This is a genomic window from Methylobacterium sp. J-090 (assembly GCF_022829345.1).
GTDB lineage: Bacteria > Pseudomonadota > Alphaproteobacteria > Rhizobiales > Beijerinckiaceae > Methylobacterium.
Genome location: NZ_JAKSXV010000094.1, coordinates 1 through 21,656, shown reverse-complemented (window position 1 = coordinate 21,656; position 21,656 = coordinate 1). Strand labels below are relative to the sequence as shown.

Genomic DNA, 21,656 nt, shown 5'->3' with positions numbered 1-21,656 from the left:
GTGTGATCCCCCGTGAGGGGCGGCCTCAATCCTCGCGCACGAAAATCGTCGTGGCGAGCGGCGGGATCGTCAGGCTGATGGAGTAGCTCTGGCCGTGGCTCGGGATCGCCTCGGCCCGGACCCCGCCCATGTTGCCGACATTGGAGCCGCCGTAACGCTCGGCATCCGAGTTGATGGCCTCGCGGTAGAACCCCGCCTCCGGCACGCCGATGCGGTAGTTCTCGCGCACCACGGGGGTGAAGTTCGAGACCACCACGGCGACCTCGCCGGCCTCGCGGCCCTTGCGGGCCCAGGCGATGACGCTGTTGTCCTGGTCGTCCGCCACCAGCCACTGGAAGCCGGCAGCCTCCGTGTCGCGGGTGTGGAGGGCCGGCACGGCGGCGTAGAGGTGGTTGAGGTCGCGGACCAGATCCTTGACGCCCTGGTGGTGGGGATCGTCGAGGAGGTGCCAGTCGAGGGACTGGTTGTGGTTCCACTCCTTCTCCTGGCCGAACTCGCAGCCCATGAAGAGCAGCTTCTTGCCGGGATGCCCCCACATGAAGCCGTAATAAGCCCTGAGATTCGCGAACTTCTGCCAGCGGTCGCCGGTCATCTTGCCGAGCAGCGAGCCCTTCCCGTGCACCACCTCGTCGTGGGACAGGGGCAGGATGAAGTTCTCGGAGAAGGCGTAGAGCAGGCCGAAGGTCAGGTCGTGGTGGTGGTAGCGGCGGTGGATCGTCTCCTTCGAGACGAAGTTCAGGGTGTCGTGCATCCACCCCATGTTCCACTTGAAGCCGAAGCCGAGGCCGCCCGTATAGGTCGGATGCGAGACGCCGGGCCAGGAGGTGCTTTCCTCCGCCACCGTCAGGGTGCCGGGGGCGTGGGCGTAGGTGGCCTCGTTGGTCTTGCGCAGGAAGTCGATGGCGTCGAGGTTCTCGTTGCCGCCGTAGCGGTTGGGAATCCACTCACCCTGCCGGCGCGAATAATCGAGGTAGAGCATCGACGCGACGGCATCCACGCGCAGGCCGTCGAGGTGGTAGTGCTCGAGCCAGAACCGGGCGTTGGCGGCCAGGAAGGTCGAGACCTCCGTGCGGCCGAAATTGTAGATGTAAGTGCCCCAATCCTGGTGGAAGCCCTGGCGCGGGTCGGCATGCTCGTAGAGATGCGTGCCGTCGAACTGGCCGAGACCGTGGGCGTCCAGCGGGAAGTGGCCCGGCACCCAGTCGAGCATCACGCCGATGCCGGCCGCGTGTGCGGCATCGACGAAGGCGGCGAAGTCGTCGGGCGTGCCGAAGCGGCTCGTCGGGGCGAACAGGGAGACCGGCTGGTAGCCCCATGAGCCGTCGAACGGGAACTCCGTGATCGGCAGCATCTCGATATGGGTGAAGCCCATCTCCTTGACGTAGGGGATGAGGCGGTCGCCAAGTTCCTTGTAGGTGAGGTAGCGGTTGCCCTCTTCCGCCACGCGCGCCCACGAGCCGAGGTGAACCTCGTAGATCGAGATCGGCACGTGGCGCGGGTCCTTCTCCCCGCGCGTCGCCATCCACTGCGCGTCGTGCCAGGCAGGATCGTTCGTGCCCTGCAGGACGGAGGCGGTCTCCGGCGGCTGCTGGGCCGCGAAGGCGACGGGGTCGGCCTTCAGCGGCAGGAGTGCACCGTCGGGGCCGCGCAGCTCGAACTTGTAATGCGCGCCGGCCTTCAGGCCGGGAACGAACAGCTCCCAGACGCCGCCGTTCTGCCACAGGCGCATGGGGTGGCGCCGGCCGTCCCAGGCGTTGAAGTCGCCGACCACGCTGACGCGGCGGGCGTTGGGGGCCCACACGGCGAAGCGGAAGCCCTGGATGCCGTCGACCGCGCGCGCCTGGGCGCCGAGGATGCGGTAGGTGACGTTGCTGCCGACCTCGCGCAGGGCGTCGATGTCGTGCTGCTCCAGGGACGAGCCGAACCCGTAGGGATCATGCCGGGTGCGCTCGGTCCCGTCCCAGTCCTCCACGGCGAGTTCGTAGAGGGGACGGCCCCGGGATTCGACCTTCGCGACGAAGAAGCCGTCCGGGTGCTTGCGCTCGAACGGGATGCGCTTGCCCCCCGTCAGGAGGTTCGCGCCCTTCGCCTCCGGCAGCACGGCGCGAACCTCCCAGGCGCCCGGCCCGACCTCGTGGGGGCCGAGAACCGAGAAGGGGTCGCCGTGGTTGGCCGCCATGATGGCGGCCACCGCGTCGGGATGCACGCCGCGCGTCTCGGGCGCCCGCGTGCCCGTGGCAACAGGCGGTACGTTCGCGGCTCCCGAGGTTGCCGATGCGTGCCCGGTGCGGCCCGCGAACGTCTCGTCGATGCCCGTCATTCAAACGCCTCTCTTGATGTCATCCAGAATGGTGAGAACCCCACGTGCGGGGATTTCGATCCAATCGGGACGGTTGTTCGCCTCGTAATCGACCTCGTAGAGGGCCTTGGTCAGGAGCGAGAGCTTGAGGAGCCGGCTTTCGGTCTCCGCATCCGTCACCCCGCCACCGCCGGCCGAGACGGTCTGCCGATAGCCGTCGAGGAAGGCCGCATCGATCATGCCACGCCAAGCGATGGAGGCCCGGCGCGCGCGCTCCTCGGAATCGGCGAAGCGCACGGCGATCTCGCGGGTCACGGTCTCGGCACCGTAGGCGAACGAGCGCAGCATCCCGGCGACATCGCGCAAGGGGGTCGACTTGAGGCGACGCTCGTCGGCCGGTCGCGAGGGCTCGCCCTCGAAATCGACGATGATGAGGTCGTCCTCGGCCGCGAGCACCTGCCCGAGGTGGTAGTCGCCGTGGATGCGGGTCTTCGTGGCCCCGAGCGGCGCGCGGGCGGTGAGTGCCTCGATGGCGTCCTCGACCTCGCGGCGGCGCCCGGCGAGCTCCGTGCTCGCTGCGTTGGCCGTGCGTCCGGCCAGCGCATCGAGACCCCGGAAGGCGCGCTCGGCCTGCCGGCGGGTGTCGTCGCCCAGCGCATGGAGATCGGCATGCTCGAACGGCTCGGCCGCGAAGGCCGGGTCGTCGGTCGTCACCGCGAAGGCGTTGTGCATCTCGGCCGTACGCCGCCCGAGCAGGATCGCCCAGCGCAGGTGGGACTCGAACGCCTCTTCGGGCGTCGGTGCCTCGCTCTCGGGGGCGAGCACCACCGTGTCGAAGTCGCGACGCAGGCCCTCCAGCATGAGGGTCCAGGCATCGCCCTGGTTCGGCACGAACTTCTGCAGCACGGCGATAGCGGTGCGCACGCCGTCCGGATCGACATGCTCGACGACGCCGAGCAGGGCCGGCGTGTTGTTGAAGTGCGCGGTCTCCGTGAGGAAGCGCCCGACCTCGATCTCGGGATGGACGCCGGTCTGGAGCCGCCGCAGCAGCTTCAACATCATCTTCGAGCCGATGGCGATGGAGGTGTTGCTCTGCTCGGCGCTGAGGCGGCGGACCTCGCCGGGCTCGAACGTGAGGTCCGGGTCGAAGGCGGAGGTCGTCGAGAACACGAGCTTACCGGTCTCGGTCGCCAGTTCGCGGCCTTCGCGCATGCCCTCCACCATGGCGACCACGAAGGCCGGCGAGGCGGCGGCGCCGAACAGCAGGCCCGTGCGCGGACCGCGCCGGACGCGAGCCACGGCGAAGGGCATCAGGGTCTCGTCCTCGCGGCCCTCGTCGACGGCGACCGGCACGAAGTAGTCCTGCCGCTCGCCGTTGGCGAGGTGGACGGCCACGCGCGGCAGGAGGAAGCGCGCCTCGCCGGTGGCATCCTTGAGGGTCGCGCTGTCGGTGACGCTCACCGATTTGATGCGCGAGCCCTTGGCGCCGAACCAGCGGCGGGTCGCGATGAAGCGCGGCGCCACGGTCCGCTCGAAGGCGATGCGCTCGCGCCCCGCCATCAGGGTGTCGATGCCGCCCGTGAGCACCAGGGTGAACAGCTCCGGCGTTTCCGGCTGCGGGCCGATGCTGCCGGTGTTGGCAGCACTGAGGGAGAACCAGTAGAAGCCGTAGCTCGGCAGCGTCAGCAGGTAGGGCAGCTCGCCGATGGCCGGGAATTCCGAGCCGCCGGTGAGCTCGATGGGCACGGCGTTGCGCAGCTCCGACAGGTCGAGCTGCACGGCCTGCGGCGCCCGCGACAGGTTCGCCACGCACAGAACGCGCTCGCCCTCGAACTCGCGAATCCAGGCGAGCACCTTGCGGTTCGACGGATACAGGAACTGCATCCCGCCGCGGCCGAGCGCCACGGAATTGTTGCGGATGGCGATCATGCGCCGTGTCCAGTTCAGCAGGCTCGTCTGCGACTGGGTCTGCGCCTCGACGTTGATGGCGTCGAAGCCGTAGATCGGGTCCTGCACGGAGGGCAGGAAGAGCTTCGCCGGATTGGCGCGGGAGAAGCCGCCGTTGCGGTCCGGCGACCATTGCATCGGAGTACGCACGCCGTCGCGGTCTCCGAGGTAGATGTTGTCGCCCATGCCGATCTCGTCGCCGTAGTAGAGCACCGGCGTACCGGGCATCGACAAGACGAGGGACTTCATCAGTTCGATCTTGCGCCTGTCGTTCTCCAGCAGAGGCGCGAGGCGGCGCCGGATGCCGAGGTTGATGCGGGCGCGGCGCTCGGCGGCGTAGAACGACCAGAGGTAATCACGTTCCTCGGCGGTGACCATTTCCAGGGTCAGCTCGTCGTGGTTCCGCAAAAAGATCGCCCACTGACAGCCCTCGGGGATCTCCGGGGTCTGGCGCATGATGTCGGTGATCGGGTGCCGGTCTTCCCGGGCGATGGCCATGTACATGCGCGGCATCAGCGGGAAGTGGAACGCCATGTGGCACTCGTCGCCGTCGCCGAAATACTGCGCCGTCTCCTCCGGCCACTGATTGGCTTCCGCCAGCAGCATGCGGTCGGGATAGCTCGCATCGAGGGCCGCGCGGATCGCCTTGATGACCGTGTGGGTCTCGGGCAGGTTCTCGCAGTTCGTGCCGTCGCGCTCGATCAGGTACGGGATCGCGTCGAGGCGCAGGCCGTCGACGCCCATGTCGAGCCAGTAGCGCATCACCTCGATGACGGCTTCCAGCACGGCCGGGTTGTCGAAGTTGAGGTCCGGCTGGTGGCTGTAGAATCGGTGCCAGAAATACTGCTTGGCGACCGGGTCCCAGGTCCAGTTCGAGGTTTCGGTGTCGAGGAAGATGATGCGCGTGTCGGCATATGGCGTGTCGGTGTCCGACCAGACGTAGAAGTCGCGCTCCGGCGATCCGGCCGGCGCCTCGCGGGCGCGCTGGAACCAGGGATGCTGGTCCGAGGTGTGGTTGATGACGAGCTCGGTGATGACGCGCAGACCCCGCTCGTGCGCGGCCTCCACGAACTTCCGAAACTCCTCCATGGTGCCGTAGGAGGCGTTGACCTCCCGGTAGTCGCCGATGTCGTAGCCGTCGTCGCGCAGGGGCGACGGATAGAACGGCATCAGCCAGATTGCCGTGACCCCGAGGTCGCGGACGTAGTCGAGCTTCTGCGTCAGGCCCTCGAAATCGCCGATCCCGTCGTTGTTGGAGTCGAAGAACGACTTGACGTGGATCTGGTAGATGATGGCGTCACGGTACCATTGCGGATCGCTGCGATCGATCATCGCGTCGTTGCCTCATGCATCGAGTTCAAGGGCGTGGTCGGAGTGTGCGCACCGGGGCCCGGACGGGAAGCGCCGGGTGCGGCGTCCGTCGGAGGGATAGGCGCCGACACTGAGGCGACACCGCGACGATCGGGTCCGATCGCCGGGGTTTCTGCTGACATGGGTGCGCTCAAGGCGCAACCCGGCGCGGGGCCCGAAGGCGCCAGACGATGGCCGAGCGCTCGGCCGGATCGAAGGCGATGCGGTGGGATTTGCCCCGCAGCTCGAACGTGTAGCCGAGGAGCAGGTCCTCGACCTCCACGGCGCCGTCGTCTGGCTGGCCGAGAAGCCAGAGCGGCACCTCGTAGGTGCATTCCTGCCGGTTCTTCGGGTCGAGGTTGACCATGGTGAAGATGCAGTTGTCGCCCTCCGGAGTGGTCTTGGCGTAGGCGATGATCGCGTCGTTGTACGCACCCGTGAACACGACGTTCCGGAAATCCCACAGGGCCGGGTTGTCCTGGCGAATGCGGTTGAGCTTGATGATGTGCTCGCGGATATTGCCGGGCCGGTCGTAGTCCCAGGCCTTCAGCTCGTACTTCTCGGAGTTCAGATACTCTTCCTTGCCCGGATAGGGCGCGGCCTCGCAGAGTTCGAAGCCGTTGTAGATGCCCCAGACGCTGGAGAGTGTCGCGGCGAGCGTCGCGCGCACCACGAACCCGGCCCGCCCGCTGGTCTGGAGGTAGATCGGGTTGATGTCGGGAGTATTCGCAAAGAAGTTTGGGCGGTAATACTCGCCCATCTCACCCGCCAACTCGGTGGAATACGCGATGAGGTCGGCCTTGGTGTCGCGCCAAGTAAAGTAGGTGTAGCTCTGCTGGTAGCCGGCTTTGGCGAGCTTCTTCATCATCTTCGGCCGGGTGAAGGCTTCCGCCAGGAAGATCACGTCGGGGTAGCGGCCGTTCACCTGCCCGATCATCCATTCCCAGAACGGGATCGGCTTCGTGTGGGGGTTGTCGACCCGGAAGATGCGGGCGCCGAGCGCGGCCCAGCCCAGCACGATGTCGCGCAGCTCGATCCAGAGCGACGGCAAGGCGCCGCCGTAGAAGTGGACGTTGGAGATGTCCTCGTACTTCTTCGGCGGGTTCTCGGCGAATTTCAGGGTGCCGTCGGGGCGCCACTCGAACCACTCCGGGTGGTCCTTGATCCAGGGATGGTCGGGCGAGCACTGGATGGCGAAGTCGAGGGCGATCTCCATGCCGTAGGCGTGGCTGGCCGCCACCAGACGGCGGAAGTCGTCCAGCGTGCCGAGCTCCGGATGCACGGCCTCGTGTCCGCCGGCCTCCGAGCCGACGGCGTAGACCGAGCCGACATCGCCCTCGAGCGCCTTGAGGGTGTTGTTCTTGCCCTTACGGTTGGTCTTGCCGATGGGGTGGATGGGGGTGAAGTACAGGACGTCGAAGCCGAGTTCGCGGATCTCGGGCAGGCGCCGGATCACGTCGTCGAAGGTGCCGTGACGATTGACGTCCATAGATTGCGAGCGCGGAAAAATCTCGTACCAGGCCGAGAACCGGGCCGCGAGGCGGTCGGCGATGACGGGCACGTTGACGGGGTAGCGCGAGAGATTCACCCGGGTCGCGTAGCGGCGGATGAGGCGCGCGTTCTCGGGGATCAGCATGAGATCGAGCTGGGCCGCCGATCCGGTCTTCTCCGCCTCGAGGGCGCTCGCCAGGGCCTTCAACCGCTCGCGGTCGGCGCCCTTGGCCTCGTCGACCCCATCGACCACGAAGGCGATGCCCTCCACGGTCTCCAGTTGGACATCGACCCCGGCGTCGCGCTTCTTCAGGGTGTCGCGCATCCACGACGAGAACGCGTCGCGCCACGCCCGGATGGTGAACTCGTAGCGGGCGTTGCGCTCCAGGGGGAAGTGCCCGCTCCAGCTGTCGTTCTCGACGAACACCATCGGGTCGGAGGCCCAGATCTCCTCGCCGACGACGCGCGACAGGATCTCGGCGTCGATGATCTCGTGGCCGTCGCTGAAGATGTCGGCGGTGACGTGGACGCTCTCGCCGACCACGCGCTTGACCGCCGAGCGGCCGCCGTCGATCTCGGGCGCCACGGCCTCGATGACGACGCGGCCCTCGCCCGTCGGCGTGGTGAGCGGCGGCTCCTTCGTGATCGTTTCGCGGGCGGCGGTGAGGATGCGGACCTCGCCCGGCTGCAGGTCGACGCTGATGCCGGGGGTGAACGCGATGGGGGCCACGTCCGGCGTGCGGTCCGTGAACGCACCGAGCATGCCGCCCGTGCGGGCGACGAGGGGGGCGGCGTCGACGGCCACGGGTGCCGTGCCGGGGTTGTGCAGCAGCAGCACGGCGCTGCTGGCCGAGGCGCCGTGGCCGGTGTCGAAGCGCAGGAGGGCGACGAAGTCCGCGTCCGGCGACGAGATGCGCGCCTGGGCGCCCTCGACATTGGCCGCCGGGAGTTCGGCCCGCAACGCGTTGATGGCGGTGACGTAGGCCGAAATGTCGATGCCGGTGTCGGATTCGCGGGTCTCGGGCGTGGTCTCGACGACGTGCAGGCTCTTCACGTAGCCCCACTCGTAGCCGATGGGCATGAGCACGCCGGCGGAGAAGAAGGCGGCGAGCGCGTAGCGCGCCTTGAGGTGCCGACCGATCGCGTCCGCGTCGCCGTCGAGATCCGCCGCGAGGCGGGCCATGTCGTGGTTCTCGGGGAACGCGATGGAGGGGGCGACGACGCGCAGGCGGTCGTACTGCTCCAGGGCCCAGGGGGCCTTCAGGTCCCACCAGGCGAAGCTGTTGAACAGGTAGTCGAAGCCGGCGCCCGCCGTCGCCTGCGCCTCCTCGAAGGTGCAGCCCAGGGTCTCGGCGGCGAACAGGCAGTCCGACTCCACAGCTTTGGCCGCGCCGATGAGGTCGCGCCAGACGGGGGCCGGCACCTTGTAGGCGGCGTCGCAGCGGAAGCCCGCCACGCCGAGGTCCTGCAGGCGGTTGACGTAGCCCGACCACAGGGCGGTCAGCTCCGTGCGGCTCTTCTGCGTGTGATAATCGAGTTCTGCGAGATCGCCCCAGACCGTGCGCTTCGTCGGATCGTCGGGATCGACGGCGTAGGGGCTTTCGATCTCGCCATCGGCGTCGCGCAGGAACAGGTCGGGCCGGTCGCGGGCGAGCGCACCGTCGCGGGCCGTGTGGTTGACCACGAGGTCGGTCATCACCGAGAGGCCCTGGGCGCGGGCGGCGGCGCAGAAGCGGCGGATCTGCTCGTCGTCCGAGGTGCCGTCATGGTCGCGGAACCGTTCGTCGAGGCGGTCGGTGTCGGCGACCGCGTAGAGGCTGCGCGAGCCACCGGTCTGGTGGAACGGGTTGAGGTACACCCAATCGAACCCGAGGCCCGCGATGCGCGGCAGTTCGGCGGTCCAGGCCGAGACCCGGCCGACGAGGAGGGGGAACAGGTTGTAGATGCGCGGCCCCACGGCGCGGGGCGCGAGGCCTTGGGGAAGCGGCACCACGCCGGCGTCGGTCCGCTGGGCGGTACTCGTTGCGGGGCTCGGTGCGTTCATGCGTGCTCCATCAGTTTGGTGAGACGCCCCGCCTTCACCCCTCTACGGGAGAGGGTGGCCCGCGAAGCGGGTCGGGAGAGGGGAGCGCGTTGTCCGGAAGAGGCGTCTCCCTCTCCTCGCCTGCGCCGCAGGCACCCTCCCCCGAAAAGGGGAAGGGTTGTCGATCCGTTCAGCCGGTCCGCTTCATGACCGCGTAGGGCAGACGCGCGAACAGGCGGTCGAGTTCGATCCGTCCATCCGTCATCTCTACGGTGTCCCCGGTGACGAGGTCGGTCCAGGCGCTGTCGGCCGCCACCGGCAGGTGAGTTCCGGCGAACGCCGCACCGGTCCACACCGCGTCCCCGACGAGCCCGGAGACGAGGCGCGGCACGGCCACCAGCAAGTCGCCCGCGCCACTCGTCGCATCCGAACGTGTGAAGGCGATGACATGCTCCGCCTTCGCACCTGCGGGAACGACGGCCTGATAGTCGGCCTCGGCGTAGAAGGCCGGCCGCTCGGCGCGGTCGGCCAGCAGCCGTGAAAGGGTCGCCTGCTTGACCCGGCCGTCGCTCCAGTGGGCGAGGAGATCGGGGACCGCGCCGCCCTCCTCCAGGGACCGGGCCAGGGCCGGGTAGTCGACGGGGCGGCGGTTGTCGGGATCGACGAACGAGAAATCCCAGGATTCCGTACCCTGATAGGTGTCGGGCAGGCCCGGCAGGGTCGCCTTCAGCACCGTGCGGCCGAGGCCCGCGATCATGCCGAGAAGGGCCAGACGCTTGGCGAAGGGCCGCAGCCTGGACAGGAAGTCCGAGCCCGGGACGACGAGCTTGGCGAAGAGCGCGTGGACGGCGCCCTCGTAGGATTCGTCGACGTTGACCCAGCTCGACCGGCGCTTCGACTCCCGCAGGGCCTTCTCGGAATAGGCGTCGAGGCGCTTGCGGAAATCCTCGATGGCGCCGGGCTCGTCGGCGTCGAGCAGTTCGAGGGGCCAGGCGCCGAGGATCGCCTGGAAGAACATCCACTGGTCGTTGGCGTCCGGCGCCACCTCGCCGTCGATGACCGTGAGGTGCGGGCCGGCGAGCTCCTGCCACGCGGTCCAGGCCTCGGCCCACTCCCCGGGCATCTCCGAGAGGGCGAGCAGGCGCGAACGGGCATCCTCGCCGCGCTTGGTGTCGTGCGTCGCCGTCGCGATCATGGCGTTGGGCCAGTCGCGGGCGCGAGCGGCCTGAAGCGCGTGGAAGTGCGCGGCGTCGAGGCCGTACTCGCCCGGATCGCCGCCGACTTCGTTGAGCGCCAGCAGTTCCGAGAACCGGTAGAACAGGGTGTCCTCCAGGCTCTTGGCCATCACCGGCCCCGTCAACTGCTGGAAGCGGCGGCGGAAGCGCAGGATCACCTCGGGGTCGGGACGGCCCGGCCCCGTCACGTCGATCCGGCCCAGCATGGCGTCGGCGGCGAAATCGTGCACCGAGCGGTCCGGCAGCGCGCTCCAGCGCTTGGCCTTCTTCACCGCGTTCTCGATGAGGCGGACATCCTCGTCCTCGACGTCGCTCTCGTCGATGTCGCCCGGCAGGTAGCTGCGATAGGTGGGAAAGCGCGCGATGATCTCGATGAGCGCCCGGCGGATGGCGTTGACGGAGAAGTCGCGGGTGCGCCGGTCGGCATCGGCCACGGCTTTGAGGTCGGAGGTCATCACCTCGAGTTCGGAGGCGAAGCTGATCTCCAGGATCTCGGCTTTCGCCGCCCGGAGCATGAACTTGTAGGGCTCGTCGAAATGCGTGCGCGCTTCGTAGAGGTCGCGGATCGCCGCCTGCCTGCCCTTGTCGACCAGGATGCCGTCGAGCTGGTTCAGCACGTCGTAGCCGGTGGTGCCGGCCACCGGCCAGGGCCGCAGGCGCTCGCCGGGCTCCAGGATCTTCTCCACCACCACGTAGAAGCCGGGGCCGACGGCGGCCTGCAGGGCGCGGGCGTAGCCCTGCGGATCGGCGAGACCGTCGATGTGGTCGATGCGCAAGCCGTCGATGCGGCCCTCGCGGATGTGGCGGAACACCGTCTCGTGGGAGCGCTGGAACACGTCCGACTTCTCGACGCGCAGGCCCGCCAGTCCGTTCACGTCGAAGAACCGACGGTAGTTGATATCGCTCGCCGCGACCCGCCAATGGGCGAGGCGATAGGATTGCTGTTCCAGCAGGCGGTGCAGGGGCCCGAAGCTGTCGGGATGGCCCTTGGCGCCGTTGAGAAGCCGCAGGGTCCGGCCGATGGCCTCGGCGATGGCGGGGGACGCCGCCACGGCTTCGACGAGGCGCTCCTTCAGCTCCTCGGCCTCGGCCGGGAAGGCCATGCGACGCTCCGGGTTCGTCTTTTCGCCCATGAGGCGTAGGCGCTCGGAAATGCCGAGCACCTCCAAGGCCGCCGCATCCTCGATGTCGCCCAAAGCCGCGAGCGAGCGGTTGAGGATGGTCGGGTATTGCTGCGGGCAGATCGGGAATTCGTGCTCGTAGTGCCAGACGCTGAAGGCACCCTTCTTGGGCTCGAACTTCAGTTCGAGCGTCCCCTTCTCCAGGGCCTCGCCGTAGCGGTCGCCGAGGAAGGGCACCACGAGCTTGTTGTTGGCCCCGAGCCTGGACCAGTCGATGTCGAAGGCCTCGGCATGGGGCGACAGGCCGCCCCATTCGAGCACGGACAGCCACCACGGATTGTCGGCGCCGCCGACGCCCATGTGGTTGGGCACGATGTCCAGCAGCAGCTTCAGCCCGGCCGCGTGCAGGACTTCCGAGAAGCGCACGAAGCCCTCCTCGCCGCCGAGTTCCGGGTTGATGGTGGCGTGGTCGACGATGTCGTAGCCGTGGGTCGAGCCCGGCCGCGCCTTCTGGATCGGCGAGGCGTAGACGTGGCTGATGCCGAGTTTCGCCAGGTACGGGACGATCTTCTCCGCGTCCGCGAAGGTGAAGTCCTTGTGGAACTGCAGGCGGTAGGTAGCGCGCGGCGGCGGTGAGGCGAGGCGCGCGGCGCCCGAGCGCGGCCCGCGCTCCTCGGCCGACAGAGAGGCGGCGAGCTTGGCGAGCGGGCCGCCCGGCGCTGCGATGGCCTCCAGGGTCCGGTCAAGCTTGCGCCGCCAATTCGGGTAGCCTTCCGTCGAGCCCGGCACGTTGGCCTGGGACAGTTCCGAGACCACGTCCTCGTACTGCACGGCCGTCAGCATCGAGGGCGCGCGGGCGAGGTAGCGCGCGGCGGCCTCCAGGGGAGCGGCTTCCGGAGGATCGTAGCTCGGAAGCAGCTGCTCGGAGGCCAGGGCCTCCGTCAGGCGGGCGCGTTCCTCGACGCGCTCGCGCCGCTCCGTGTCGGCCCGCTCGGAATCGTAGAGGCCGAGCGCCTGGCGGGTGTCGGTGTCGACACCGCGCCACCAGCCGAGGAAGGTCGGCAGGTCGTGGGTGGTGATGGCGGTGAGCGCCTCGCGCGGATAGGCGGCCGGCGGCTTGAAACGGGCACCGTGCTCGCGCTCGAAGGCGAGGATGCGGTAGCTCAGGATGCCGGCCTGCATCAGGGCGTCGGAGAAGCCCTCGGGCGCGGTGCCGAGATCCTCGGCGATGACGAGGCACTTGGCGCGGTGGCTCTCCAGGCGCAGCACCGCCAGCATCGGCTCGAACGGCATGGCGACGTAGGCGCCGGCCTGGGCGGTGGCGCCGAGCGGGATCAGGAACAGGCGGGCGAGCTGGAACGCGTGGTCGATGCGGATGGCGCCGGCGTGGCGCATGTTCGCCTGGACCAGCGCCCTGAAGGCCGCGAGGCCGTCGCGTTCCATCTCCAAGGGGTGGAAGGCCGGCAGGCCCCAATCCTGACCCTTCGGGGCGAGGAGATCGGGCGGAGCGCCGATGGAGACCCCGTTGGCGAAACGCTCGGGGTGCGACCAGATCTCGGAGCCGCCGCGGTCGGCGCCGACCGCGAGGTCGCGGTAGAGGCCGAGACGCATGCCGGTGCCGAGCGCCGCCTCGGACGCTTCCTCCAGCTGCCGGTCGGCCAAGTACTGCAGCCAGACGTGGTAGGTCACGGCTTCCGCGTGCGCGGTCGCGAAGGCCCGCACGGCGTCGGTGCCGTTGCGCCGGAAGTCTTCCGGCCAGTCGCCGAGCCAGAGGGCGCCCTGCCCCTGGAAGTGTTCGGCCAGCGCCTCGAAGGTGCCGTGGGCCTCGAGATCCTCGCCACCGGCGGTGCGGAAGGCAGCGAAGCGCGCATCGGTGCCGTCGCGGGCAGCGGATTCCTGCCACAGGGCGCGGAGCACCGGCGAGAGCACGCCCCAGATGCCGGCGTGATCGACGAGCTTGGCCTCGCGCAGGGCTTCGACCCGCGCGCCCATGGAGGCGAGGAGATCGGCGGCCTTCGAGCCGACGAAGCCCGGCAGGGCGCCGGGCTCGATGAACAGGATCTCGAGGAACAGGCGCGAGGACGGCGAGTAGGGCGAGATCTTGGTGCGGTCGGTCGCGAACAGGGCGTGGACCGGGCTCAGCCCCAGGAACGAGGCCCCGCGCAGGCCGGCATCGCGGGCCGCGCGCCCCGCATCGGCGTAGGAGCCGATGCCGAGGTTGTCCGGCGAGCGCAGGCCGTAGAGCTGGGCGGCGAGGCCCCAGTCGCGCGCACCCTCGTCGGCATAGGCGCGCGGACGCCAGCAGCGCTGGGGGGCGGCGATGACCCAGGACTCGGCGCGCTGATCCCCGAGGGTCGCCGTCAGGCGATGATAGCCGGGCGTCAGGGGCGGCAACTCGAAGCCGGCTTGTGCCGAGGCCGGAACCGCGACGCGGCCTTCGCGGGTGTGGCCGCGCTCATCGACGAGGCGCCACGCCAGGGTGCCGGCCGCCGACACCCGCAGGGGCACCCGCGTGGCTCGGCGCGCCTCGACGGGCAGGAGCGACGGGGTCAGGCCCTCGCGGACCTTCGCCACGAGGCTGAGACTCTCGGCGATCTCGGCATCATCGCCGACGGGAAAACCGAGGGCGGCGATCATGCCCCGCCGGGTCTCGAGGCTCGTCTCGACGGGCTGCCCGAAGGCGTCGGTGTAGCCGGGGGCGACGCCGAGGAGATCGGCGAGGCGTTCGAGGTCGCGGCTCATCAGTTCACACCCGTCAGGAAGATGCCCGTCCAGGACGGGAGTTCGATGGTCTCGCCGGTGACGACGTCGGCGCCGTTGCACCAGACGATCTGGCCGCCGCCGCGCGGTGTCTCCAGGGGCGCGTCGCCGAAATTGGCGACGAAGCGCAGCCACCCGCTCTCGTACCGCCACGTGCAATCCACCGCGTCGGGACGCGGCAGGGAGGCCTGCGCCCCGCGATAGGCGGTCCGGGTCAGGGGGACGACGGTCTGATGCCGGATCTGGAGAAGGTTGCGGGTGTCGGCCCACACGCCGCGATGGGGGGCGCGCTCGGCTTCCGACCAGTCGAGGCGCGAATCCGTGAAAGTCTTCGCCTCCGTCGGATCGGGGATGACCGAGGTGTCGTCGGCGAACGCCGCGAAGCTCTTGAACTCGCGCCGCCGCCCCTCGCGCACGGCCTTGTTCAGCTCTTCGTCCGGCGCGAAATCGACGAAGAACAGGAACGGCGTCGAGGCCGACCATTCCTCGCCCATCCACAGCATGGGGATCTGCGGGCTGAGAAGCAGGCCGGCCCGCGCCAGGGCGAGCTTGGCGGGGTCGCTCAAGGCGCTCAGGCGCTCGCCGAGTGCCCGGTTGCCGACCTGATCGTGGTTCTGCAGGAAGGTGACGAAGGCGGAGGGCGGCAGGTGGGACGAGGGCTCGCCGCGCGGATGGTTGTCGAGGGTCGGGAACGGCTCGCCCTGATAGGCGAAGCCTTCCGCCAGGCAGCGCGCGAGGTGGGCGACGGGCTTGTCGGCGAAGCTTTCGTAGTAGCCGGCCTCCTCGCCGGTCAGCAGCACGTGCCAGCAATGATGCAGGTCGTCGGCCCATTGCGCCGTGTGCTGGATGGGCCGGCCGTCGGCCTCGCGCTCCAACCACTTCGCCTGATTGGCCTCGTTCTCCAGCACCAGATGGATATGGCGGCCGGGCAGGCGTGCGCGAACCGTCTCGGCGAGTTCGCCGATGAAGTGTTTTTCGGAGTCGTCGAGGATGGCGTGGACGGCGTCGAAGCGCAGCCCATCGAAGTGATACTCCTCCAACCAGTAGAGAGAATTCTCGATGAAGAAGTCCCGCACCGTGCGGCCGCTGGTCTCACCGTCGAAGTTGATTCCGGCGCCCCACGGCGTCTGGTGGCGCTCGGTAAAGAACGTCTTGGCGTAGGCGTTGAGGTAGTTCCCAGCCGGGCCGAAATGGTTGTAGACGGCGTCGAGGAAGACCATCAGGCCCAGGGAATGCGCCCTGTCGATGAGGCGCTTGAGGTCGCCGGGACGGCCGTAGGCGCCGTCCGGCGCGTAGGGCAGCACGCCGTCGTAACCCCAGTTGCGGGTGCCCTTGAAGTCGGCGAGCGGCAGCAGCTCGATGGCGGTGACGCCGAGATCGCGCAGTTCTTCGAGCTTGGCCTCCAGTGCCGCGTAGGTGCCGTCCGGCGTCGCCGTGCCGACATGCAGTTCGTAGAGAACCGTTTCTTCCCACGGGCGGCCGGTCCAGGCGGCGTCGGTCCAGTCGAAGGCGCGCGGATCGACCACCTCGCTCAAGCCCGACACGTCGTCGGGTTGGAAGCGCGAGGCGGGGTCCGGCACCACGAGGTCGCCGTCGATGCGGTAGCCGTAGCGGGCACCGTTCGCGACGCCCTGAACGGTCACGACGCGCCAGCCTTCGCCCGTGTCGGGAACCGCATGATCGGCGCCGTCGAGGACGAGGGTCACGTCCGTGGCCGTGGGGGCCCAAAGGGCGAAGCGGACGCCGTCCTTCTCAACCTGCGCACCGAAGGGCATCGTATGGTTGCGCCGCATCAGGTCGCCATCTCCGTGATCGTGGGGTCGTTCGGCGGGTCCGGGGCCGCGCACCTGTCAGAAGGCCGTGTGCATCGGTCTGGTTCCCTCCTTCGAGGTAACGCGGTGGCGGGCGGGGGCAACCGTCAAGCTGGTTAGATTTTGTGCGGTGCGGTCGTGCCCATCGACGCTGCCGTCAAACCTGATACGTTGTCCTGTATATGGTGCGGGAGATCGTCATGAGCGAACCCGAAGAGAGTCTGGTGCTGGCACGCGCCAAGCTGAACTTTGCCCGCAAGGGGCATGGGGAACGCTGCTGGGATGCCGAGCCCTTCGATGATCCCGACGGTATTCGGGGAAACGGATGCCCGATCCTGGCCCTGAGCCAAGCCGAGCGCGACGAGTTCCTGGAACAGGCCCGGCACGAACTTCGGCGCGCACCGGCGCCCTGAGCGCGTGGTCGCGGAACCCGCGTGCCCATCGCCCGCTTGTTCCCGAAAACGTGTGTTCGGGAGACAGCCAAATGAGCCGCGGATTTCCTTCGATGACCGCCCTTCTGGGATTACTCGCCGTGGCGGGATACCAGAACCGGGATAAGATCGCCGAGATGCTGGGCGGCCTCGCCAAGGGCACCGCCGATCCGACCAGCCACGGACAATCACCCGGGGCGGGTGCACAACAGGGCGGACTCGGCGGCTTGTTGAGCGGGTTGGGCAGCGCGGGCGTCGGAGGTCTGCTGAGCGGCGGCGTGTCCGAACTCGTCGATCGCTTCACCCAGGCAGGGCATGGGGAGACCGCCAAGTCGTGGGTGGATACGGCGCCGAACCGCACCATCGAGCCGACGCATCTCGAACAAGCCATCGGCCCCGACGTGATCGCGACTCTCACACGGCAGACCGGCCTGTCGCGGGACGAGTTGCTGGCCCGCCTCTCGCGGGATCTGCCCGGGGCGATCGATCAATACACCCCGGACGGCCGGCTCCCGTCGCACGCGTGAGGCGTCGCCTCGGGCCCCCCGACACCCGGGTGATCTACCGGCCGTAGGTCGCCGGCCGTGTCCGCAGGACGTAGAGCGCACGGCCATCGAGGCGCAGGCGCGCGCCGGCCGGGAACAGGGTCTGCCCCTCCGGAACCGCGCCCGTCGCGCGCGTCGTGTCGAACACCAGGCTCCAGGGCCCTCCGATCACGGCCGCGAAGGTGAAGTCGCAGGGCTCTTCGGCGGCGTTGACGAGGAGGAGGAGACGGTCGGCGTCGGGTAGATCGTTGCCGATCTGCATGCCGAAGGCCTGCCGGCCCTCGTCAGCCCAGGCGTCCCCGTCCATCTCCGCGCCGCAGGGCGAGAGCCAGTGCACGTCGCGCAACGGCCCGTCCTCGACGGCGCCGCCGTCGAGGAAGTCGCGCCGACGCAGGGCCGGCTGTTCCCGGCGCAGGCGGGTCAGGTTGGCGACGAAGGCCGTGAGCGCCGGATCGGGATCGCTCTCCCAATCGACCCAGTTCGTGGCGTTGTCCTGGTTGTACGCGTTGTTGTTGCCGCCCTGGCTGCGCGAGCGCTCATCGCCCATCAGCAGCATCGGCACGCCTTGCGCCAGCATGATCGTAGCGAGGATGTTGCGCTTCTGACGGGCCCGCAGGCCGACGATCGCGGGGTCGTCGGTCGGTCCCTCGACGCCGTAATTGCGCGTGAGGTTGTGGCCGTGGCCGTCGCGGTTGTCCTCGCCGTTGGCGAGGTTGTGCTTGTCCTCGTAGGCGACGACGTCGGCGAGGGTGAAGCCGTCATGGGAGGCAGCGTAGTTGATGCTGGCGAGCGGCGTGCGGCCGGAGCCGGCGAAGATCTCGCGCGAGCCCGAGAGCCCCTGTGTGACCTTCGACAGCACGCCCCGGTCGCCGCGCCAGAACCCGCGCACGCTGTCGCGGAACTGGTCGTTCCACTCGCTCCAGCCGCGCGGATAGGCGCCGAGCTGATAGCCGCCCTGGCCGATGTCCCAGGGCTCGGCGATCATCTTGACCCGGGACAGGACGGGGTCCTGCGCCACGGCCTGGAAGAACGCGGCCTTCGCCGAGAAATCGTGGGGGACGCGGCCGAGACTGGTGGCGAGATCGAAGCGGAAGCCGGCGACCCCGTAGGCCGTCACCCAGTGGCGCAGGGAATCGAGGGTGAGCTGCATCACGCGGGGGTGGTCGAGGTCGAGGGTGTTGCCGCAGCCGGTGCAGTCGATCTCCCGGCGCGGGTTGTCCGGTTCGAGCTTGTAGTAGCTCGCGTTGTCGATGCCCCGGAACGACAGGGTCGGGCCGGAATGGTCGGCCTCCGCCGTATGGTTGTAGACGACATCGAGGAACACCTCGATCTCGGCCGCCGCCAGTTCGCGGATCGCCGCCCTGAGGCCGCCGATCCCGGCCGGTCCCCGGTAGCGCGGATCGGGCGCGAAGTAGTTCAGCGGCGAGTAGCCCCAGAAGTTCACCAGCCCCTTGTCGACGAGGAAGCGGTCGTCGGCGAAGGCCTGGATCGGCAGGAGCTCGATGGCGGTGACGCCGAGCTTCAACAGGTGTTCGATGATCGCCGGATGCGCGAGCGCCGCGTAGGTACCGCGCGCGGCCTCGGGCACGTCGGGGTGAAGCTGGGTCAGAGCCTTGACGTGCGCCTCGTAGATCACCGTCTGCGCGAGCGGCCGGCGCACGGGCTTAGTGGCGAGGTTGGGCACCTCCGGCGCGGTGACCACGCCGCGCGGCATGTAGGCCGCGCTGTCGCGCCGGTCGATCTGGTCCTCGCGCAGGATTCCGCGCCGGTGGCCGTAGAGGGCATCGTGCCACCGGATACGCCCCTGGATCTCGCGGGCATAGGGATCGAGGAGGAGCTTGGCCGGATTGAAGCGATGGCCGCGCGCCGGGTCCCACGGCCCGTGGACGCGGTAGCCGTAGAGCTGGTCGGGAAACACGCCGCGCAGGTGGCCGTGCCAGACATCGTCCGTGCGGCAGGGCAGCCGGATGCGGCGGGTCTCGTGGCGCTCGCCCGGCTCGAACAGGCAGAGGTCTACGGCGGTGGCATGCTGGGAGAACAGCGCGAAGTTGACGCCGCGGCCGTCGAAGTGAGCCCCGAGCGGCGCGAGCACGCCATCGTCGAGGCCGATCATATCGTCAGTCAAACGCACGTCCGTCGTGAGAGGCACTCGGCGGGCATCGGCCGCCCGACAGGGGTCCTGCAAGGCTTATTCCGCAGCGCGCGCCGCGTAGGATCGATTCGGCAACCACCGCCGCGTGGATCGGTTCAACGGCTGCCACCGCGCAGGGGCTATTCGGCGGCTGCCGCCGCTCTCGGCGGCTCACGCTCGACGGTGCGGAAGTTCTCCAACTCCGTCATGAAGTTGCGCGCCCACCAGTCGACGTCCTCGCGCATCATGCGATCGAGCATCGGCTTCCACCGCTCCAGGCGCTCGCCGCGCGGCATGTAGAGGGCCGTGCGAATGGCCTCGGCCACTTCGAACCGGTCGTAGGGGTTGACGAGGAGCGCTTCCGGCAGCTGTCGCGCTGCGCCGGCGAACTTCGACAGCACGAGAACGCCGGGGTCCTCGTCGGATTGGGCGACGACGTACTCCTTGGCCACCAGGTTCATGCCGTCGCGCATGGGCGTGACGAGGCCGACGCGGGCGGCGCGGTAGAGGCCGGCCAGGACGGGGCGGGGATAGGCCTTGGTCACGTACTGGATCGGGGTCCAGTTCGGCTCACCCAGGCTGCCGTTGATCTCGCCCACGGTCTCGTTCACCTCGCGGCTGAGCTCCTCATATTCGGGAACCTCCGTCCGGGATTTCGGCGTGATCTGGATATAGACGACGTTGCCGCGCTGGTCCGGGTTCGAGGCGAAGAAGCGCTCCACCGCCTCCATGCGCTCGGGCACGCCCTTGGAATAGTCGAGGCGATCGACGCCGATGAGGAGCTTGCGGGTGCGCAGGCCCGCCATGGTCTCCCGCACGGTCCGGTTGGCGCCGGCATTCTCCGCCGCTTCCTTGAAGCCCGCCACATCGATCCCGATGGGGAAGCTGCGGATGCGGGTTCGGCGCCCGTCCACCATCAGCGAACCGCCGCCGAGCGGGATCGCGCGCAGCTCGTCGATGAGGTTGCGGGTGAGGTTGTGGACGTCCGGATCGGTCTGCAGGCCGATGAGGTCGTAGTCGGCGATCCCGCGCAGGAGGTCGTTGCTCGCCGGCAGCGTGTTGAACACGTCGGCCGCCGGCCACGGGATATGGTGGAAATAGCCGATGGGGTTGGCGATGCCGAGGCCGCGCAGCTCGGAGGCGAGGGGCAGCAGGTGGTAATCGTGCACCCAGATGATGTCGTCGGGCTGGATCAAGTCGGCCAGCGCCCGGGCGAAGATTCGGTTGACGCGCTGGTAGCCGGCATAGTCCGAGCGCGAGAAGGCGCCGAGGCCGAGCCGGTAATGCATGATCGGCCACAGGGCGCGGTTGGCGAAGCCGCTGTAGTATTCCCGGTGGTCCTGGGGCGAGAGATCGACGACGGCGTACTGGACTCGGCCGCGGTCGATCAGGGTCGGCTCCGTGGAGGGATTCTCCACGACGTTGCCGCTCCAGCCGAACCACAACCCTTCATAGGCCGTGAAGGCCTCCTTGACCGCGACGGCGAGACCGCCGGCCGCCACGGCCTTGCCCCCATCCTCGGGGATTGCGACGCGGTTCGATACGATGACGAGACGTGCCACGTAAGCCGGCTCCGGTCCTCAGGGCGCGGCGCGGGAATCGCGCGCGCTCAGACTGATACAGTGGGTGAACGCGCGGAAGCCGAGCGCGATCCGTTGGTTGCAGCCAAGCGCGTTAAGACTATCCCGGTCAAGGGGCGCCCGCGCCCGCCTCACGGCAAAATACGCTCGCCCGGAATCCGCCACACCCGCGATCCGGGCGTCCACCGAAGCGGCACGCCACGACGGTCTCGGTCCTGATCTGTCGTCACGGCGACGGTCTCCGGTCAAGCTTTTCCCTCCTAGGATCCGCGACCTGAACGCAGACTGACGCGCAGCGTTTCGCCCGTTCGGAACCCTGTCTCCACGGGCGCTGTTGAACTGCGGCAACAGCGCAACCGATCAGCGCCGAGGAGTATCACCGTGAACGTGAATCAACCCACTGGGTCGCCGGGTGCGGAGGCTGCGGCGAATCGCGAGACGGCCGACTGGAAAGCCCTGCGCGGCGACGTCGAGGGCATCGCCGACGAGGCGGTCGAGCGCGGCCGGGGCTTCGTCTCCGCGGCACGCGGGCACGCCGAGGAGTATGTCGAGCGCCGCAAGGGCGACGCAGCCCAGTCGGTCAACGACCTTGCGCGCACGGTACGGGATTCCAGCAAGACCTTCGAGGATCGGCCCAATATCCGCGCTTTCTTCGACAGCGCTGCGGAAGGCCTGGAGCACCTCGGCACCCAGATCGAGAATAAGAGCTTCTCGGAGTTCTACGAGGACGCCGAGGCGCTCGCCCGCCGGGCCCCGGTGGCCGTGGCGGTCGCCACGTTCGTGACCGGGTTCGTGGTGGCTCGATTCATCAAGTCGTCGAGCATGTCGGCCGTACGCGACTACGAGCCCCGTGAGGTTCCGGTCCGGGGCGGTTCCCTGGGCGACGTGCCGGCACCCGGCCTCCATCGCGATCACGGCATCTGAGGCCGGCG

10 protein-coding genes are annotated in these 21,656 nt (G+C 68.9%); 3 read left to right on the top strand and 7 right to left on the bottom strand.

The genetic code is table 11. From position 1 onward, the window contains the following. Window positions 1-25: 25 nt before the first annotated feature. The 5 genes from glgB to treZ form a co-directional block, all read right to left on the bottom strand. On the bottom strand, window positions 26-2,320 hold the full coding sequence (glgB, locus tag MKK49_RS16585; protein ID WP_244030368.1) for a 1,4-alpha-glucan branching protein GlgB: 2,295 nt from the start codon (window positions 2,318-2,320) through the stop codon (window positions 26-28). Further along, window positions 2,321-5,578, bottom strand: coding sequence for a maltose alpha-D-glucosyltransferase (gene treS, locus MKK49_RS16580; protein ID WP_244030366.1), 3,258 nt, complete (start codon window positions 5,576-5,578; stop codon window positions 2,321-2,323). 169 nt (window positions 5,579-5,747) lie between these two features. After that, window positions 5,748-9,131 (bottom strand): maltotransferase domain-containing protein, encoded by a 3,384-nt coding sequence (locus MKK49_RS16575; protein ID WP_244030364.1) that lies wholly within the window; start codon window positions 9,129-9,131, stop codon window positions 5,748-5,750. Window positions 9,132-9,300: 169 nt separating this feature from the next. Next, a complete protein-coding gene (locus MKK49_RS16570; RefSeq protein WP_244030362.1) occupies window positions 9,301-14,208 on the bottom strand; it encodes a malto-oligosyltrehalose synthase in 4,908 nt (1,635 codons plus the stop codon). After that, the gene (gene treZ, locus MKK49_RS16565; RefSeq protein WP_244030360.1) at window positions 14,208-16,019 is read right to left on the bottom strand and encodes a malto-oligosyltrehalose trehalohydrolase; all 1,812 of its coding nucleotides are present in this window, start codon (window positions 16,017-16,019) and stop codon (window positions 14,208-14,210) included. Before treZ ends, MKK49_RS16570 begins: the two co-directional genes overlap by 1 nt. A 218-nt stretch (window positions 16,020-16,237) precedes the next feature. Between treZ and MKK49_RS16560 the strand changes: the two genes are divergently transcribed. Then, complete coding sequence (locus MKK49_RS16560; RefSeq protein WP_244030358.1) at window positions 16,238-16,450, top strand: hypothetical protein; 213 nt, start codon at window positions 16,238-16,240, stop codon at window positions 16,448-16,450. A gap of 71 nt (window positions 16,451-16,521) precedes the next feature. Continuing rightward, entirely contained in the window at window positions 16,522-16,995 is a 474-nt protein-coding gene (locus MKK49_RS16555; RefSeq protein WP_244030356.1) for a YidB family protein, read from the top strand. 34 nt (window positions 16,996-17,029) lie between these two features. On the opposite strand, the gene glgX is transcribed toward MKK49_RS16555, so the two are convergent. Both glgX and MKK49_RS16545 read right to left on the bottom strand, forming a co-directional pair. Continuing rightward, on the bottom strand, window positions 17,030-19,126 hold the full coding sequence (gene glgX / locus MKK49_RS16550; RefSeq protein ID WP_244030521.1) for a glycogen debranching protein GlgX: 2,097 nt from the start codon (window positions 19,124-19,126) through the stop codon (window positions 17,030-17,032). A 158-nt stretch (window positions 19,127-19,284) separates the two neighbouring features. Continuing rightward, window positions 19,285-20,706 carry a trehalose-6-phosphate synthase gene (locus tag MKK49_RS16545; protein WP_244030354.1) on the bottom strand — a complete coding sequence of 474 codons (1,422 nt, stop codon included), beginning with the start codon at window positions 20,704-20,706 and terminating at the stop codon, window positions 19,285-19,287. 405 nt (window positions 20,707-21,111) lie between these two features. Between MKK49_RS16545 and MKK49_RS16540 the strand changes: the two genes are divergently transcribed. Next, window positions 21,112-21,648, top strand: coding sequence for an apolipoprotein A1/A4/E family protein (locus MKK49_RS16540; protein WP_244030520.1), 537 nt, complete (start codon window positions 21,112-21,114; stop codon window positions 21,646-21,648). Window positions 21,649-21,656: the final 8 nt, after the last annotated feature.

Bases quoted from the DNA above. Each gene is read 5' to 3' on its own strand.
- glgB (WP_244030368.1), bottom strand. From the start codon at position 2,320: ATGACGGGCATCGACGAGACGTTCGCGGGCCGCACCGGGCACGCATCG.
- treS (WP_244030366.1), bottom strand. From the start codon at position 5,578: ATGATCGATCGCAGCGATCCGCAATGGTACCGTGACGCCATCATCTAC.
- MKK49_RS16575 (WP_244030364.1), bottom strand. From the start codon at position 9,131: ATGAACGCACCGAGCCCCGCAACGAGTACCGCCCAGCGGACCGACGCC.
- MKK49_RS16570 (WP_244030362.1), bottom strand. From the start codon at position 14,208: ATGAGCCGCGACCTCGAACGCCTCGCCGATCTCCTCGGCGTCGCCCCC.
- treZ (WP_244030360.1), bottom strand. From the start codon at position 16,019: ATGCGGCGCAACCATACGATGCCCTTCGGTGCGCAGGTTGAGAAGGAC.
- MKK49_RS16560 (WP_244030358.1), top strand. From the start codon at position 16,238: ATGAGCGAACCCGAAGAGAGTCTGGTGCTGGCACGCGCCAAGCTGAAC.
- MKK49_RS16555 (WP_244030356.1), top strand. From the start codon at position 16,522: ATGAGCCGCGGATTTCCTTCGATGACCGCCCTTCTGGGATTACTCGCC.
- glgX (WP_244030521.1), bottom strand. From the start codon at position 19,126: ATGATCGGCCTCGACGATGGCGTGCTCGCGCCGCTCGGGGCTCACTTC.